Annotated in this window: 15 protein-coding genes; 3 read left to right on the top strand and 12 right to left on the bottom strand. The window is 50.8% G+C overall.

Translation table 11 applies throughout. The annotated features are described in order from the left end of the window. Position 1: 1 nt before the first annotated feature. The 11 genes from AC5JBY_RS33105 to AC5JBY_RS33055 all read right to left on the bottom strand — a co-directional run bounded on the left by AC5JBY_RS33105 (position 2) and on the right by AC5JBY_RS33055 (position 12,567). A complete protein-coding gene (locus AC5JBY_RS33105; protein ID WP_495909001.1) occupies positions 2 to 919 on the bottom strand; it encodes a Gfo/Idh/MocA family oxidoreductase in 918 nt (305 codons plus the stop codon). A 15-nt stretch (positions 920 to 934) separates the two neighbouring features. Further along, complete coding sequence (locus AC5JBY_RS33100; RefSeq protein WP_495909000.1) at positions 935 to 1,885, bottom strand: aldo/keto reductase; 951 nt, start codon at positions 1,883 to 1,885, stop codon at positions 935 to 937. 39 nt (positions 1,886 to 1,924) lie between these two features. Beyond that, a complete protein-coding gene (locus AC5JBY_RS33095; protein WP_495908999.1) occupies positions 1,925 to 3,340 on the bottom strand; it encodes an FGGY-family carbohydrate kinase in 1,416 nt (471 codons plus the stop codon). Positions 3,341 to 3,343: 3 nt separating this feature from the next. Further along, on the bottom strand, positions 3,344 to 4,666 hold the full coding sequence (locus AC5JBY_RS33090) for a neutral/alkaline non-lysosomal ceramidase N-terminal domain-containing protein (RefSeq protein WP_495908998.1): 1,323 nt from the start codon (positions 4,664 to 4,666) through the stop codon (positions 3,344 to 3,346). An 18-nt stretch (positions 4,667 to 4,684) separates the two neighbouring features. Next, positions 4,685 to 5,617 (bottom strand): sugar phosphate isomerase family, encoded by a 933-nt coding sequence (locus tag AC5JBY_RS33085; RefSeq protein ID WP_495908997.1) that lies wholly within the window; start codon positions 5,615 to 5,617, stop codon positions 4,685 to 4,687. Positions 5,618 to 5,633: 16 nt separating this feature from the next. Next, positions 5,634 to 6,905, bottom strand: a complete 1,272-nt coding sequence (gene nagA, locus AC5JBY_RS33080) for an N-acetylglucosamine-6-phosphate deacetylase (protein ID WP_495908996.1) — start codon at positions 6,903 to 6,905, stop codon at positions 5,634 to 5,636. Next, positions 6,853 to 7,668 carry an HpcH/HpaI aldolase family protein gene (locus tag AC5JBY_RS33075; RefSeq protein ID WP_495908995.1) on the bottom strand — a complete coding sequence of 272 codons (816 nt, stop codon included), beginning with the start codon at positions 7,666 to 7,668 and terminating at the stop codon, positions 6,853 to 6,855. The genes nagA and AC5JBY_RS33075 overlap by 53 nt, the downstream gene beginning before the upstream one ends. A 91-nt stretch (positions 7,669 to 7,759) precedes the next feature. Continuing rightward, positions 7,760 to 8,650 (bottom strand): HEAT repeat domain-containing protein, encoded by an 891-nt coding sequence (locus AC5JBY_RS33070; RefSeq protein ID WP_495908994.1) that lies wholly within the window; start codon positions 8,648 to 8,650, stop codon positions 7,760 to 7,762. 90 nt (positions 8,651 to 8,740) lie between these two features. Then, positions 8,741 to 10,027 (bottom strand): aspartate aminotransferase family protein, encoded by a 1,287-nt coding sequence (locus AC5JBY_RS33065; protein ID WP_495908993.1) that lies wholly within the window; start codon positions 10,025 to 10,027, stop codon positions 8,741 to 8,743. 300 nt (positions 10,028 to 10,327) lie between these two features. Next, positions 10,328 to 11,605, bottom strand: a complete 1,278-nt coding sequence (gene hisD / locus AC5JBY_RS33060) for a histidinol dehydrogenase (RefSeq protein WP_495908992.1) — start codon at positions 11,603 to 11,605, stop codon at positions 10,328 to 10,330. A gap of 119 nt (positions 11,606 to 11,724) precedes the next feature. Beyond that, entirely contained in the window at positions 11,725 to 12,567 is an 843-nt protein-coding gene (locus AC5JBY_RS33055; protein ID WP_495908991.1) for an oxidoreductase, read from the bottom strand. Between the two features lie 143 nt (positions 12,568 to 12,710). Between AC5JBY_RS33055 and AC5JBY_RS33050 the strand changes: the two genes are divergently transcribed. The 3 genes from AC5JBY_RS33050 to AC5JBY_RS33040 all read left to right on the top strand — a co-directional run bounded on the left by AC5JBY_RS33050 (position 12,711) and on the right by AC5JBY_RS33040 (position 15,940). Further along, complete coding sequence (locus tag AC5JBY_RS33050) at positions 12,711 to 13,397, top strand: SH3 domain-containing protein (RefSeq protein WP_495908990.1); 687 nt, start codon at positions 12,711 to 12,713, stop codon at positions 13,395 to 13,397. Between the two features lie 99 nt (positions 13,398 to 13,496). After that, entirely contained in the window at positions 13,497 to 15,185 is a 1,689-nt protein-coding gene (locus tag AC5JBY_RS33045) for a M1 family metallopeptidase (RefSeq protein ID WP_495908989.1), read from the top strand. Between the two features lie 56 nt (positions 15,186 to 15,241). Further along, positions 15,242 to 15,940: a DUF2461 domain-containing protein gene (locus tag AC5JBY_RS33040; RefSeq protein WP_495908988.1), complete on the top strand. Its 699-nt coding sequence runs from the start codon at positions 15,242 to 15,244 to the stop codon at positions 15,938 to 15,940. 32 nt (positions 15,941 to 15,972) lie between these two features. On the opposite strand, the gene AC5JBY_RS33035 is transcribed toward AC5JBY_RS33040, so the two are convergent. Further along, positions 15,973 to 17,622, bottom strand: coding sequence for a hypothetical protein (locus AC5JBY_RS33035; protein WP_495908987.1), 1,650 nt, complete (start codon positions 17,620 to 17,622; stop codon positions 15,973 to 15,975). Positions 17,623 to 17,730: the final 108 nt, after the last annotated feature.

Raw genomic sequence — 17,730 nt, 5'->3', positions numbered from 1 at the left:
ACTATAGCATTATTTTTTTACCACCCTGGAGCCGGCTCTCTTCGGCCGCTACCAGCGTACGGATAATATTAGCTGTCTTGGAAAAGGCAAGGCGCGGCTTCCCTTCCTGCACCGAGCGGATGAACTCGATGATGTTATCACGGAACATGGAGTAAGAGTTTTTGATATCGATCAGTCGCCAGCCCTTTTGTCCGAATACAGAGATTTGGAAAGTGCCGGTGATCTCCATAAACAAATGCATAGTGATCTGTAAGCCGTTGCTCAACTCGATATGTACAATATCCTGTCCTTCCTTGCCGATGTGTTGTACCGACTTTGCCGCCACATCATCCACCAGTGAGAAGATGCCTTCCATCAGGTGCACGCCATATTTAATCCAATCCTTTTTACCCACGGCAGTGATCAGTTCCAGCTGACCCAGCGAAGCAATATCCTGCTTCACGATCCTGATCTCGTTGGCATAGCGCTGCGACGAGCACGACATGATGAACTTGCCAGCCGCCGCTTGCGCGGCAAAGTAGTCGAGGTCGGCTTGTGTGCCAGCCAGTGGTTTATCGATGAACAAAGGAATGCCTGCTTCAATAAATGGTTTTGCCATGGCCACATGGTGTTCGGGATCATCACGTGTAAGCAATACGGCATCCACCTGACCGATCATATCTTCAAGATTCGCCACTACATGTTGTATCTGTGCAGCCTTGGCAATGCTGGCAGAGATAGCAGCATCCTGCGTCCACACATGCGTCACCTGTGCGCCGGGAATGCCCAGCGTATCACGGTTGGCAGTTAAGTAAGCCGCCACAGCGGGATAACCCACTGCGGTGATCTCATCACCATCGAACGTGCCGTTCACAATACACGACCAGCTATAAGGGTGCGCATTGCCCGGACTCATGCCTATAACACCTAATCGTATCATCGTTGTACTATTATTTTATTTCAGCCAGCCGTTTACATGCCACTGGTGCAGGTTTAAAAAATCAGGTTCAGGATAAGCCAGTGCTTTTGCCTGCTGCATAGCGGAGGGGGATAGTAATTCTCCTTCCACTGCCTGCAGACTTTGCTCTAAATACTCCATCTTGTCCAGCCCTACCAGGATAGAAGATACCTCTTTAAATGACAAGGCAAAGCGGGTGGCCAGTTGAGGCAGCTCCATCTCAAGTTCCTGTGCCAGTTCACCAAAACGCTGAATGCGTTCTTCCACCGGTTGCAGTGCAGTATGCAGTCCACGTCCCCGCGTGCTCAGCAATCCTTTCAGTAATACGGAGCGTATCACGATACCCACACCTTTTTCTTTGGCAAGACTAAACAATGCTTCCTGTCGCTGGTCCAGCAAATTGAAGGGCACCTGTATCACATCCCATATGCCACTTTCAATAGCGGCTTTGGTTTCAGCAGGCGTGTACGTAGATACACCACTGCTTCGAATAATACCGCGTTGCTTTAAGGAAGCAAATGTTTCCAATACATCAGGATGAGCCACAATTTCCGGATCACTATCATGCAGCATGAATACATCTGCGTAATCTGTTTGCAGCGCTGACAAACTTTCCTGCAAAGATTCATTGATCAGGGCAGGCAGGTCATCGGGTATTGATTTATCAGCCCGGCGCAGGTGCTTGCATTTCGTGGCGATCACTACTGCTGACCGGTTGCCGGCAAATGCTTTGCCGATAATGGCTTCACTGTTGCCGTATTGTCGCGCGGTATCTATGAAATTAATGCCTTCTTCCAATGCTGTATGCAGCAGGTGAACGGCGCCTGCTTCGGTAAGCATATCAGCCTGACTGTGCACGCCAATGCCATACGGCATGCCGATCTCCACACCGCCAAAAGCCAGTTCCGATACTTCGATGCCTGTATTACCTAATAAGCGCTTGTTCATTTTTGAGTTTACTATAAATGTATTCCTAAAAGCTAATACCTAAAGGCTAACAGCTAATTCCCCATACAATGCCTGCTCTTTTACATCAGGCTCCACTTCCGCCTGGTATTGCACCCACTGATCGGCTGCCTCTGTAGCACTGTTAAAAAGACTGCTGCCAGTAGCTGCCAGCAACGCTGCTCCCAGGCAAGCTGCTTCACTGCAAGCCGGTATCATAAAAGGCCGTCCGGTAACAGATGCCTTGATGGCTGTCCACAAAGTACTGCGCGCGCCGCCCCCGGTACTTACCACGCCGGTAGGAGCATTGCCATCGAGTTTATGCAACAGGTCAGCCAGTCGCCAGGCAGTCGACTCAAGAATAGCACGAACATAATGCCCATGCTGATGATGACGGGTGGCGCCTTCAAACAGGTATTGCGTGTCATTGGCCTGCTTGTGCATGATAGCTTGTAAGCCTTCGCTGCCAGGTGCTATAGTAGCTGCCGCTTGCAGCAGTTGCTGTATATTTTGTTCCGGCGCTTTGGTTCGCTGGTACCATTCCAGGAAACCGGCGCCGTTGTTGTCGAATGTCATGTTGAAATAATGCTGCGCATCCAGGCCCGGCGCTATGCACACGGTCTCCTGTGTATCGTAGCGATGGCTGTAACGAACAGCTGCCAACACAGTGCCGGTAGATTCGCTGAGGCGGTCGCCGGTATGCACGCCTGCGCCGATGGATGCAATATGGTGATCGAGGCCACCAAGGAAGAAAGCCGTACTACGTGTAAGTCCCAGCAAGCTGGCGCCTTCACGCGTTAAAGTGCCGGCGCTGGTACCGGTGCGATGCGGCGTTGCCACATAAGAGGTATCTGGCAACACACAAGCCAATGCCGCGGGCCACCAGCTACCTCCTTGCACGTCGAGTAATCCCAGCAAGGAAGCAGTACTTAAATCACTAAAGCGCTGACCGGTCACTACCAACGTAAGATAGTCGGAGATGGTGAGCATGGAAGTAGCACGCTTCAACAGCGCTGGTTGCGACTGGTACCATAATAGTTTATTGACGGCCGAATGTTTGGAAAGCGGAATGCCCATGCCTGTCTTCACCCGCCATGCCTGCAGCTTGCAAAAAGCATCGAGGTCGGGATGCACATCGCCTGCTCTTTCATCGGGCCACAGGATGATGGGCGTTAAGGTCTGGTTGTCTTTATCCAGCAGCACAAAGCTGTTGGCCTGTGAAGCATACGACATGGCCTTCACCTGTTTCGGTTGTGCATTGGCTTCCTGCAGTGCCTCGGCAATGGTTTCCTGTAATGTGGTCCAGAAGGCAGCAACGGGCAGTTCACAAATATTATGTGCAGGCATTTCCTTGGGCACGGGCTTGCGACCGAGACCGCGCAGGCGGCCAGCTGCGTCAAACAGTCCAGCTTTGAAATAAGAAGTGCCAAGGTCTATGCCGAGATACAGGTCCATCATACATCAGTTTGTCAGCGCCTGCAGGGTAGTGGCCACCAATACCCCGCCGCTGGTGTGATCAAAAATAGCATTCGATGCTTCATAGCCTCCCTGTGCCGCTGCTTCCTGCGTCACAATGTATCCCTGCAGCTCACCATTGGCCAGCGTGATCACAAATACATTGCGGTGTTGTGCTTTCAGTTGCAGGGCATACTCGATAAATACTTCGCCGGGCCAAGCCACGAAAGTCCAGGGACCCACCTGGATCACCTGCACTTCAGCAGGCAGACAGCTTGCATACACAGCTTCCAGTGTGCCCTGTTCTGCCAACTCACACAAGTAGGCAAGCTCCACGGCGCCAAACCAGTTCACTTCTGCCGTGCGGATTGCTTTGGGATTGTTGCCTTCCTGTTGCAGGCGTTCGAGTTGTTGTTGCTTTTGTGCTAAGTGTGTTGCTGCAACAGTTTTGTCCGGAAACTTTTTCTTTGGCAGGTCGGTAAAAAGCTGACGCACGCTGGTGGTGATGTCGCTGGTATATTGAATACGATCAAAAACACTGGCCACTGCATTGGCCAGTATTGAGCCGATACGTTGCGCTTCTGCCAGCGTATTGCTTTTCGTTACATAGCGGGGGCTTTGATTGCCCGCAGCGCCGGTATGGTATAGTACAGGGCAGGGAACGGTCAGCAGCTTTTGTTGCAACAATTGTCTGGCCACTCCGGGAAAATCACCACTGTACAGGGTTGAATCTTCATGCAGCACGGTGGGATGCATATTGCAAATCAGCATCACGGCAATGGGCTTGCTGGTATTCACCGAGCGAACGATCATCACGGGCACATCGAGGTCGGAAGGGCCATCAGGATCCTGCCGGTTGGTGCCGATGCCGGTGGCATTGGCCATGGCAAGTCCAATGCGTGCAGGCGTAGCCCTTTCATAAGCCATAATGCCGGCTTCCACCATGCCTGCTTCCATCAGGCGTAGCCACGCTTCATCAGGGTCGGGAACAGTCGCATCGTGACTGCCTGCCACGAAGGGAACGATGACAGGCCCTGAATGCGTATGCGTAGCGCTGATGAGTATATGAGCAGTGGGTATACCTGTTTGCTGGCTTATCTGTTCACGCACACGTGCTACAGAAGCTTTGCCGGTAAAGATCACATCGTTGCCGATGAACAAAACAGGCGTAGCGCCATCGGATATATAGAGTGCAGTGCTCAGTAAAGGATCATGTACGCCTGTACTGTTGCGGGCTGTAAAAGGGTAGCCGGCCAGGTGTAATGATATTGAAGGCGTAATATTTACTTCCGCTGCACCGGCTACCAGGGTATGGACTTTGTCATACATAGGTGTACTTTCTCTTTATTAATAACCTTTATCCCAGTCGGGTTCAATATTCTGTGCGGCGGTTTCAGACACATATACATCCGTGCGAAGCGTTTGCAGGATCGACTCCGGCACCAGCGGCGTCACTGGCCCGTGCAATACAAGGCGTGTAATGAAACGCTGCCAGGAAGTAGTAGTGCCATGTACGCTGATAGAATGCGTATCGTATCGGTGTTTGGCTTCGATCACCTGTGCCGGACCGATAGTGGCAGCCTTTGGCGGCACCGCCGCCAAATTGCCACTTTTACCAAAACTGCCATGCAGCGAATTCTGTGCGAGTGTATAAGGGCTTAACGTGCAAATGCGTGGTCCCATCTGCTTCCATTCTTCCAGCGTGCCGCTAAACTCCGGTGCATCCGGTTCTATGAAAGCGAGGTGGCCTGTCCAGCCCGGACCGCTGTAGCAAACATCGGCGCCACCCATATCGGTCAGCATCTTGCCATAGTCTTTGAGGTTCTTATTGGTGAAGCCCACGATCTGCTTTTTGGCAGGGCGCAATGCTTCATCGATGTTGTAATAAAAATATTTGTACATGGCATGAGAGAAACCAAACTCCCAATTCTCCGGGGCAATATTGCCGTTCTCATCGGCATATTCATCCATCGCGAAAGCATACACATTGCGGCAGTCGATCTTGCATGCATTGATCAGCCGTGCCACATGCCGGTAAGTAGGACAGGGGTTGGGCAGGATCATAACGAGCTTTTCACCGGTGTCGGCAGAACGTTTGATGCGTTGGAACATATCGGTCACCCACAGGAACTCAACATCGGCATCGGGCACTACCCGTATCTTAAAATCAGGGTTGGCATGCTTTTCAATATCGCCACGTTTTATATTCAATACTTTGGCAATGGCCGCTTCATCGCGGAAGGGTACGTGGTGAGAAGGTTTATAAGTAAATTGGCTCATAATTGTTGTTTGAAATTTATCGTTGATACCGCAGTGCGCCACCAATCCATGTTTGCATCACCTGCAATGATTCGTCCATGACCACGAAGTCTGCATCATAGCCCGTTTGCAATTTCCCCTTGCGGTCATCGGCGTTGATTACGCGGGCAGGGTTGAGGCTGGCCATGGTGACTGCCTCGTGCAGGTCTACATCCAACATGCTGATGGCGTTGCGCACAGCCTGGTCCATGGTGAGGCCGCTGCCGGCAAGCGTGTTGTCTGTCGTTTTGCGGGCCGGACTACCTTTGTAGGCAAATTCGATCTCACCGCTGTCGCCAAACGTAAACCGGCCTGGCTCCAGTCCGGCGCCTATATTACTGTCTGTAATGAGACACACTTTGCCGGGACCGTTCTTCTTGCTCACCATTGCCATCTTCACAGCAATGGGCTCTACGTGTACGCCATCCAGTATGAAGTCGACGCTTACCTGCTCATCAGCCAGTATGGCTTCTACAATACCGCTGGGGCGAACGCCGGGCTCTCTTACCTCCGGACAGGGAAACACATCATAGAAGTGTGTGGCATGCCGCGCACCGAGCGCAATAGCTGCCTGTGTTTGTTCTACATTGGCCGCAGTATGCGTCATGAAGGCAGGCGTATTGTTGGCCGTCATCAAAGGAATGATGTCCGTGATATTGTCGATGTCGGGTGATACGCTGAACACAGCTGTATAAGGCAGCGTAGCGTTGATCAATGCTTTCACCCGCTTGGGATCGGCTTTGGCTACAGCCTCTGCCGAAAGCGAGCCGGTCAGTTTAAGGAAAGGACCTTCAAGATGAAAACCCAATATATTGGCGCCTTCACTTTTAACCACTGAAATGGTTTTCAGAAAAGCTGCATCTTCCCCTTCTTTGCGGGGCGCTACGGTAGGCAAAAAACTGGTGATGCCATACTGCGGCAGTATGCGGCAGATCATCTCCAGGTCATGCAGCCCGTTATCGATCAGGTATTGGTGAATACCATGCATGTGCAGGTCTACAAATCCCGGAACGATATAAGCATCGCCCAGATCTGTCGTGTGCTCATCGCGGTAATCTTCACCATATATTTGTGTAATAACGCCATTCACTACAGTCACTGCGCCGGGGCGTATACCATCGGGCAGCATCAGCCTGCCTTTCAGGGTAAAAGCGTTACGGGAGTTGGGCGGGATAGTTTTGGTAGTCTGCTCCATCGGCCTGTTGATGATAAATTGCTTAATAGGGTTTGCCCGGCTGCTTACTGCTGTTGGAGGCAGGTGAAGCAGCATGAAACTTTTGCAGGATGCCATCGCAATACTGGCCAAGGCCCACCACGTCGGCGCCAACATTCACAAACTGGTAACCCATCTCCAGGAATTCTTCCAGCATGCCGATGCCGCCGGAAGTGGCGGCGAATTTTCCGTGATCCCTCGCTGCTTTGGCTACGAGCTTACGCGCTTCCAATAATTTCGGATTGTTCCAATCACCAGGCGCGCCAATGGATTGACTGAAATCGCCGGGACCGAAGAACAACATGTCATAACCGGGCACAGCGGCGATAGCATTGATATCATTCAGCGCTTCCACATCTTCTATCTGTAATACGATAAAACGTTGTTCGTTGGCATGTTGCAGGTAAGCGGCAAAGTCGTGCCGGGTATAACCACCGTCGGCGCTGCCGCCATCGATGGGGCGCAAACCTTGCGGATGGAAGCGCGTCCACTTCACTACCTGCTTTGCATCGTCGGCGCTCATCACGTGTGGCACCATGATGCCGGTAGCATCCATTTCCAGCGGCTTGATATAATCACTGTAGCTGCCGCGTGATACGCGTACCATCACGTCGGTATCATGACATTTGGTGGCCCATATCTGGGAATTCAACACCGACCAGTCCTGCGCCAGGTGCTCACGGTCTATCCACAGGCAATCGAAGCCTGCCATCGAAGCAATCTCCGCTGCCTGTCCATCGCCAATGTTCAGCTTCAGGCAACTGGCCGTTTTCCCGGCACGCAGTTTTCTCAATACGCGGCTGTCTCTCATTTTCGTCATACGCTTATATAATTAGTTTCCTTCTGTTTCGCGATTCCGTATTAGTCAGGCCGCTCAAAGCGGCCAGACCAGGTAGCTTTATCGTTCTGCGCTAAAGTTTGAACTTCTTAAGTGAAATTATTATACTGATCTTCAGCAACGCATTCGCTGCTGCCACGCGCACATCCTGGTCTGCATCCTTCAACAACCTTTCCAGCACAGGCACATCTTCCTCCTCGCCGTTGCGGGATAACGCTTCCGCCAGCTCATAACGCGCAGCTACAGGTCCTTGTAAATATTCCAGCAATTGTTTTTTAACGGTATCCTTTTGCGCCCCTGATGAATGAACAAACAGCGCACTTACCACATATACCCTTGCAGGCTCAGTAACAGGTAACCTGTTCACGCATTGTTCCAGCAACTGACGCGTACTATCACTCACCGATCCTTTGAAGCGCAGTGCATACGCTGCTCCGCGGTAGTCGGCGGCATCGGGGTAAGCCAGTAAAGCTGCCAGACTGTCTTCTCCGGCCTGCGTTCCTCCGTTGCACTGTACCCAGCGAGCCATGGCCCTGAAGCCGCCGGAGCCGGTAGCGGCATCCTGTTTCACTTCCGGCAACTCAGTGGTATAACCCAGCTTGCCCAGACTTTCCAGCGCCACCAATCTTGGATGTGCCGAGTCTCCATGAAGGTATTGATTGGTCACCAGCTTTATGCAGGCGTCGTAGTTAGTGATATCGCCTATATGCTTATACAACCTTGCCAGTACGCGTGTGGCGCCGATGGCATTGGCCGGGTTCTCTGCCCGCAACTGTATAAAAGCGTTTTCAATCCCTTCCGTATGGTTATTCGATACCAGCGCTTCGCCTGCATGCACTTTAATGAAAAAGCTCTTAGCTGTAGATATAGCATTGCGCAAAGTATCCACACAAGCCTGCTCCTCAACAACATTTGTTGTAGTAGTATCAGCATCATTACACGCAGTATGACCAACAATGCCCATAAGTAGAATATAGATTACGCTATTACGCAACACCACTATAATTTAATCATTGATATCAATTGCTAAAAGCTAACGCCTAAAAGCTAACACCTAATATCCAAATTCCTTCTCCACCTCCGTGATCGCATCCTCGATCATGTCGATCCCCAGCATCGCATGTTTTTCATCCATGATCAATGGGGGCGACATGCGCAGGATATGACCCGCCGGTATCCAGGCCAGTCCTCGTTGGAAAGCCTTTTGATAGACGAGCGTCCCAGCTTTGGGGAACGGTTCCTTTGTTTGCTTATCCTTCACCAGCTCGATGCCGAGCAGGAAACCTTTGCCTTTTACATCACCGATGATGGGGTGTTGCTCCTTCATGCGCTCCAGGCGTTTCATGATAGCAGCACTTACAGTGCGCACATTGTCCAGCAGGTCCTCTTCTTCGATCACCTCGATAGAGGCGAGTGCAGCAGCACAAGCCATGGGGTTACCGCCATAGCTGCTGGAAGCAGAAATACTTTCCAGTGCTTCGCCATATTCTTCTTTCAGCACCATCGCGGTTACGGGGAAACCGTTGCCGAATGATTTGCCGAGCGTAACGATATCAGGCACCACATCCCAGTGATTCATACATAGCCATTCACCGGTGCGTCCCATGCCGGCCAGCACTTCATCGTCAAACAGCAGCACCTTGTGTTTGTCACACAACTTACGCAGCTTGGGGAAGAAATCATCGGGCGGGAAGATAGAACCGGCCCAGCCTTGCGCAGGCTCCAGCACAAAAGCGGCAAGGTTACCCACAGTGCTTTCTGTGATGAACTGTTCATAGAACTCGATGTACTTATCGGTATCGATCTTGCCATCAGCCTTGGTCCACAACGGACGATAAGGATCAGGACGGGGAACCATGTAAAAACCCGGAGCGCGGGTAGGGCCGTAGCTGAATACATCACCACGGATCATCTGTGCGCAGCTTACAGCCGCCATCGACTTGCCATGGAAATCGCGGTACCCGCTGATGAACTCATGTTTGCCGGTGATGGCGCGGGCAGCACGGATAGCTGCCTCCACAGCTGATGAACCATCACTGTACAGCTGAATGGCATTCAGGTTGCCGGGCAACACATCAGCCATCTTTTCCAGCAATTTCTCTTTTACCGGCGTAGTGAAATCGTGTGCGTTCATGAGCTTCTTAGCCCAGTAGGCCACGGCTTCCGATATCTTGGGGTGACAATGACCCAGGGAAGTTACATAAATGCCCGAGCTGAAGTCGAGGTACTTGTTGCCGTCCACATCTGTCAGCGTCACGCCATAGCCCTCTTCAAAGCAAACAGGGAAGAGCTTCACCTGGCTGCTGAGCCCTTTCATATACTTTGCAGCATTACTATGCATGGCCTTCGATCTGGGCCCGGGCGTATCCGTTATCAAATGAGGTACACCTTTAGCACTTTCTTTCCACCAATCTTTTTTTGTACTTGTAACAACAGAAGTCATGATATAATGAATGTATGAAATAATAAACCCCAACCGGTCGATGGGTCAGGGTTCAAATTTGAAAAAAAGTACCAGCTTTTATGACGCAAGTTCTACCGAATACTGGTATTATTTTGCTGGTTTTGAGAGCCCTGACTATTGAAGCTAAAGCCTGACCGCCAAAGGGCTAACAGCTAAAGCCTAAAAGCTAATACCTGTCTACTTCTTCCCGTACCGTTTCACACGCAGGGCAGCCTGCTCGCGATGCGCCATAAAACCTTCGATCTCGCACAGGCGCATGGCATATTCGCCGATCTCTGCGCTGGCCTTGGGCGTACAGCGTTGGTACGTGCAATTCTTCAGGAACTTGCCCACCCACAGGCCGCCGGTAAAGCGCGCTGCTTTTTTGGTAGGCAGCGTATGGTTAGTGCCGATCACTTTATCGCCATAAGCTACATTGGTTTCCGGGCCGAGGAACAGAGCGCCATAGTTGCGCATATGTTGCAGGTAATAATTAGGGTCCTTGGTCAAAACCTCCACGTGCTCATAAGCCAGCTTGTCGGCTTCTATCACCGCCTCAGCATCATCTTTCACCAGGATGATGGAGCCGTTCTCCTCCCAGGCCACGCGGGCCACCGCAGCAGTAGGCAAGGTTTGCAATTGCCGCTCTATTTCTACGAGCGTTTCCTCAGCCAGCTTTTTAGAAGTAGTGATCAGGGCGCCGGGAGAGTTGGTGCCATGCTCGGCCTGTCCGAGAATATCACAGGCCACCATTTCTGCATCGGCGGTTTCATCAGCGATCACCAGCACCTCAGTGGGGCCGGCAAACAGATCGATGCCTACGCGGCCATACAACTGTTGCTTGGCCTCCGCTACATACGCATTGCCGGGACCAGCCAGCATATCCACCGGTTGAATAGTTTCAGTGCCTACAGCCATAGCCACCACAGCCTGTACACCACCCAGTACATAGATTTCGTCAGCGCCGGCCAGGTGCATAGCACACACGGTAGCGGCAGGTATCTTGCCTTGCGAAGGAGGCGTGCAGGCAATGACGCGTGGCACACCGGCTACCTTGGCAGTGAGGATGGTCATGTGGGCAGAAGCCACCATCGGATAGCGGCCACCGGGCACATAACAGCCTACACTATTAACGGGAATATTCTTATGGCCCAGGAATACGCCGGGCCTTGTTTCTACTTCTATGTCCTGTATGGAAGCCCTTTGTTGTTCAGCAAAAAAACGGATCTGCTGTTGCGCAAAGCGGATGTCTTCTACCACGCTGGCTGGTACGGTGGCGATGATGTCCTGTATCTCTTTGGCAGATAAACGGAAGGAGGCAGGAGACCACTTGTCGAACTGTTCAGAAAGTCTGCGCACAGCAGCATCGCCTTCCTGTTCGATGGTGGCGATAATGTTGGAGACGGTTTCTTTTACCTTACTATCAGCCTGCTGTATATCAGTTTCACTTTTGCCTTGTTTGAGCAATGTTGCCATGGAATGATGGTTTTATAATTTTGAATACACATTCAAAAATAGAAAGCCATCACCGCCATGATAATGTAAGAATTACAGATATGTGATACTAAATTACCAAAAGCCCCAAGACTGCGTCATTAAGCGGTTGTTGTTGTGAAGTCAGTAGATAGGGTGACATCTTTCCATTCCTCCATCTGTTGCGTCAGTTGATTGATCTTCGTAGCGGCCCGGTTGAAAGCATCAGTACCCAAAAACAGGTTCACGGGAGGGTGGGGATGCCCAACCAGTTGCAGCAATGCTTCGGCCACCTTTTCCGGATCACCCGCCTGGTTGCCATTCAACGCATGCATCTTTTGATGCGCTGCCCGCACATGTTGATAGTCGGCTATCTCACGATTGGTAAATACGATCGAATCCGGCTGTAAGAAGTTGGTACGGAAAGCACCGGGCGACACGGTAGTGATGTGAATGCCGAGTGGTGTCAACTCATGCGCCAGCGCTTCCGATAAACCACTAACGGCAAACTTGGCGGCAGCGTAAATGCTCCAGCCGATGCCGGGCGCAAAACCTGCGATAGAGGATATATTGATGATATGACCCGACCGTTGCTGCCGCAGGTGAGGCATCGCCTGCCTGATCACTTTGATCACCGCAAACAAGTTGATGTCGAAATTCTCCTGGATAGCTGTAGACGTTAACTCTTCCAAAGCACCGCCGGTACCATAGCCGGCATTGTTTACGATTACATCTATCCTGCCAAAACGTTCGATGGTGGCCTCGATGGAATTACCGATCGATTCCTCATTAGTAAGGTCGGCTTGCAGCGCAAGGAAGTTGTTATGCGTCACAGCCTGCTGGAGGGCCGACTCATGGCGTGAAGTTGCAGCCACCCGGTGCCCCATGGCCAGCAATTGTTGAACCAGCGAAAGGCCAATGCCTTTGGACGCCCCTGTTATATACCACACTTTTGATGAGCTCATAAGATGAATATTTAATACAAAGTTAGGTATGTATAATAGTTATGATATTGCGCCAATCAATCCGAAAGTTGTAAAATTCAAAGCAACTTTATGTATTTGTTACGTCCATTGCAATATTGCAGTCATTGCGCTATTTTGTGGGTATGAAACTGTTATTTACGCTCTTTCTAACGATCCTCGTAAAGCTGGCAGCAGCACAGTTTGCCATTGTAAGCGATAAAGATGGATATTGTAACGTGCGGAGCGAAGCAGCTACCGGCAACAACATTGCCGGTAAACTGCAGAATGGTCATTTGGTATATTGTTTCGAAAGTAAGGGCAATTGGACATACATCAACTATGCACAAAAAGGAAAGGAACATAATGGATATGTGTATACCGACCGGCTCACACAGGTTTCCGGTTATACCACTATACCGGTGTCATCGAAAGCAGAGAACAGCATCAGCTTTCAGAAAGATGCAGTGAAGATTACGCTCACCCAACAGCAATTCAACAAACAGCAACACCAATTCTCCTACTACAAGGATGCACCCACACAAATAGAGCTGATCGATGGCAAACAGTACTGGGGCACAGATGGTGGGCTGCCCACCACTGCTTATCAATCGGTAGTTATACAAATAGGTACAAAGACAATGCGCCTCCCTGCTGCTGCCCTCAGCAACCTCTTTGAACCAAGTCTGTACAGTACCACTGTCAACTATGATCAGCAAAACGATATACTTTACATCCAATCTATGAACAGTGATGGCGCTGGCGCCTATGGTGTGGTGTGGCGTATCGAAAAAGGCGTGTATAAAGACCGCTACATAGCATACGGATTTTGAGACTCGTTGCCTTATTACCTCTCATCAATAAGTTAATTTCTGTATCAAACCGGCTAAATTCCTTCCGCTCATTGTAGCCGCCTCCCGCTAAATTTGGGGATGACCAGAAATATCCTCACCATCGCGGCCTGTGGCCTGTTCTCATTAGCAAGCGTCAAGAGTTTTGCCCGGCAGGGCGTTGCAGGAAAAGAGCCCACAAAGGCCGATACCCTGCGAGGCAGCCTCAATGCCGACAGGACCTGGTGGGATATCCAGCGGTATGATCTTTCCGTGAAGCCCGACTACCTGGCGAAGACGATCAGCGGTTCCAACGAGATCACCTACAAAGTAAAAGGCACTGGCACCCGCATGCAGATCGATATGCGCGATCCCCTGGTGATCGATAGTGTAGTATTCAATAAAAAAACATCCCTCACCTTCGCCAAGGAAGGAACAGTGTGGTATATAAAAACGCCAAAACAGGCGGCTAATTCTGTTAACACAGTGGCCATCTACTTCTCTGGTAAAGCCCACGAAGCCGTTCGTCCCCCATGGGATGGTGGCTGGACCTGGACCAAGGATTCACTCGGTCGTCCCTGGATGACGGTAACCTGTCAGGGCCTCGGCGCTTCCATTTGGTACCCCTGTAAAGATCACCAGATGGATGAGCCCGATCAGGGCGCCAGCATCACCATGACGGTGCCCGACACGCTGGTAGCGGTGGCAATGGGTCGCCTTCAATCTAAAAAAGCCAATGGCGATGGCACAGCCACTTACAAATGGGCAGTGGTGAACCCCATCAGCAACTATTGCATCATTCCCTACATTGGTAAATACGTGAACTGGGGAGAAACCTACAAAGGCGAAAAAGGCAACCTCGATATCAACTACTGGGTGCTCGATTACAACCTTGACAAAGCAAAAGGCTACTGGCCCCTGGAAGTAAACAATATGCTCAAAGCGTTCGAACATTGGTTTGGTCCGTACCCTTTTTATGAAGACGGTTACAAACTCGTTGAAACTTCCAACACCGGCATGGAGCACCAGAGCGCTGTATCCTATGGCAACTGGTTCAAGCCCGGCTACCGCGGCCGTGATGGATCTGGCACTGGTTATGGCATGAAGTGGGATTTCATCGTGGTGCATGAAAGTGGCCATGAGTGGTTTGGCAACAACCTAACAACAGTCGACCTCGCCGATATGTGGGTGCATGAAGGATTCACCAACTACAGCGAAACACTGTATACCGATTACATCTTTGGCGTTGATGCTGCCAACCAATACAACAAAGGCATTCGCCGTGGCATCCGCAACGACCGTACGATCATTCCGGCTTATAATATAAACGCGCAGGGTAGTGGTGATATGTATCCCAAAGGCGGCAACCTGCTGCAAGCCATCCGTCACAGCCTCGACAATGATGAGCTGTGGCGCGGCATACTCCGTGGCCTCAACAAAGATTTCTACCACCAAACGGTGACCTCCGCTCAGGTAGAAAAATACATTTCCACGAAAGCCAAATTTGATTACGGTAAGGTATTCGATCAATACCTCCGCAACACACAGATACCCAAGTTTGAATACTACTTCAGCGATGACAAGAAAAAAGTATTCTATCGCTATTCCAATTGCATAGCCGGGTTCAACCTGCCGCTGTCATTGATCGGCAAGACAGCCAGCATCAAAATAAAACCCACCGATCAGTGGCAGAACGTGACCCTGAAAGATGGTCAGACTGCCCTGTTCGACAAGACGGCGATCGAGGATATGTATTATATCAACGTTACACCCACCCAGCCAGGCTCGTAACAAGGAAACCCGTTTCGTCGTATGTTTGCCGCCGCAAACGGGTTAATTGTATACAGATGGCAAAACAAGTGAAACAGGCGCCGCAGGTGCACAAGTCGGGATTTGATTTTCTTAATACACTAAAGAAAAACAACCACCGCGAGTGGTTCAATGCCCATAAGGCAGCCTTCGAAACGGAGCAGGACCGCATAGCGGATTTTGCTGAAGCATTGTTGCAGGAGATGAACAGCCACGATGAAATAGAAACACCATCGGGCAAGAAAAGCTTGCACCGCATTTACCGTGACACCCGCTTTTCGCAGGATAAAACACCTTACAAAACCAATTGGAGCGGCCACTACAGGCGCGCCACCAAATACCGCCGGGGCGGCTATTATTTCCACCTGGAGCCGGGTGGCAAAAGCTATTTCGCCGGCGGCTTCTGGGCGCCCAATCCCGCCGACCTGAAACTTATCCGGGAGGACATCTCTTTTGATGATACCCCGCTCAGGAAAATACTCAACAGCAAAACATTCATAAACACCTTCGGCACTTTGCAAGGCGAGCAGGTAAAGACAGCGCCCAAAGGTTTCCCGGCCGATCATGAGGCCATCGACCTGCTGCGCTACAAACAATTCCTGCTGATCAAAAGATTTACCGATAAAGAAGTGCTGAGTGAAGACTTCCTGAAACTGGCCAATCAAACCTTCAAGAACATGCGGCCCTTCTTTGATTACATGAGCGAAGTGCTGACGACAAACGCGAACGGAGAATAAAGAATGTCACCCTGAGCTTGTCGAAGGGTTGCTTACTTTCCCGCTTTCTTACGCAGTTCATTTACCTTCTGCGCAGCATACATAGGTTCCATGTCGCGGATCTTTTCGAAGTGAGCGATAGCTTTTTCCCACTGTTGCTTTTGTTCATACAGCAGCCCCAGGCCATTTTGTGTATTGAACCACTGATTGGGGTAGGCTGTTTTAGAATAAACGGTCAATGCAGCATCATAAGCCTTGATAGCTTCTTCCAGCAGTGAAACGTTGTCACCAGCTGCGCGGCTGCTTTCTTCCCAAAGCGCGGTACCAAGGTTATATTGTGTGCTGGCCCATTCCTCGGGGTGGCAATCCTGCGTACGCACGGTGAGCGCGGCACGAAATGCCGTTACAGATTGCGAAAGCAGGTCCCTGCCTGCAGACACTCGTCCTTGTTGATACAACGATACACCGAGCTTATGCTGTGCCCAGCCCCATTCTTCCGGATGCTGTTTTTGTGTATATACTTCCAATGCCAGCTTGTAAGCAACAGCCGATTGTTGAAACAAAGGCGCAGCCTCAGCTTCCTTCCTTTCGCTGGCCTGCGATTGCAGCATATTGCCCAGGTTATATTGCGTCAGCGCCCAATCCTCGGGATGGTCCTTTTGAGTAAATATTTCCAATGCTGTTTTGAAGTTGACTATAGCCTCCTCTATGGCGCCCAGTTTACTCAGCACTACACCCATGTTATTTTGAATGCGTGCCCATTCCAGTGGCAGGTCTTTGCGTGTATAAACGGCCAGCGCTGCATTGTAGTCAGATATAGCCTGTAGATATAAGCTGTCTGCAGTAGCATCTTCTTCCACCAATTCGGCCTGTGCCTGCAATAAGGTGCCGAGATTACAGTGTGCCCGCGCCCATTCCTGTGGAGCAGCAGTCTGGCTGCACCGGGTGAGCGCTGTTTGTTCAAGCGATATAGCCTGCGCCAATAACTTCAGGCCTGCTTCTCCACCAAGCAGGCAACCCTCTGCATACAATGCCGAAGAAAGCAGCTCAGCGAGGTAGTTTTTCCGGCTGGCCAGCGGGTCGGGTCTGCCGGCGGGGTGACCACACAACGTGAACAAACTGTCCGCTTTGCGATACAGGAGGATCGCCCTCTTATGATCGCCACCTTCAGTAGAGCTATTGCCTGCCAGCAGGTATGTGGTGCAGGTTTCTTCCAGGGCCTGAATGATGGTGGAGTCCTTCCAGTCCGCGCTGGTGATCCTGGCGGGCAGGTTGCCAGCCTGATATTCAGCGGCCTTTTCATAAAAGAGAGAAGAGGATTGGAATTGTTGCAGGATGTAATGACGCGCGCCCTGCAGCAAGTCGTCATCGAGCGCTTTTATAGAGTCGGTGTGTGCCCACATATTTACCTGTTGACGCGCTTGTGTGCACGTAATGCCATAGGCATTGGCAAAGTCAGTAAAATATTGGTCATATTGAGCAGGAGAATGCGTTTTGCCGGTGAGCGCCTGTTCATTGGCCTTTTGAGATATACTGTTGATGAGCGTTACGATCGAAGCATTGGAGTAAGATTTTACGGAGCTGTCGGCAAGTAAGATAGAGTCGGGGTGCTGGCCCAGGTTCACAGCCTTGATCATGTCCTGCGCATGCAGGTACGGGAGAAAGAATACCAGTAAAAATAAACAGGTAAAGCTTTTAAGCATAAGCTGTACGAATTAGTTAATGAAGGGTACACAACTCGATACAGGCGAAACCAAACAACGGACTTATTGCATTCAAAAGGGTTGGATACTATTTATTTAAAGGGCAGG

It is taken from the genome of Paraflavitalea sp., assembly GCF_059502485.1.
The sequence above is the reverse complement of the archived record's forward strand: the minus strand, read 5'-3'. Positions and strand labels throughout refer to the sequence as shown.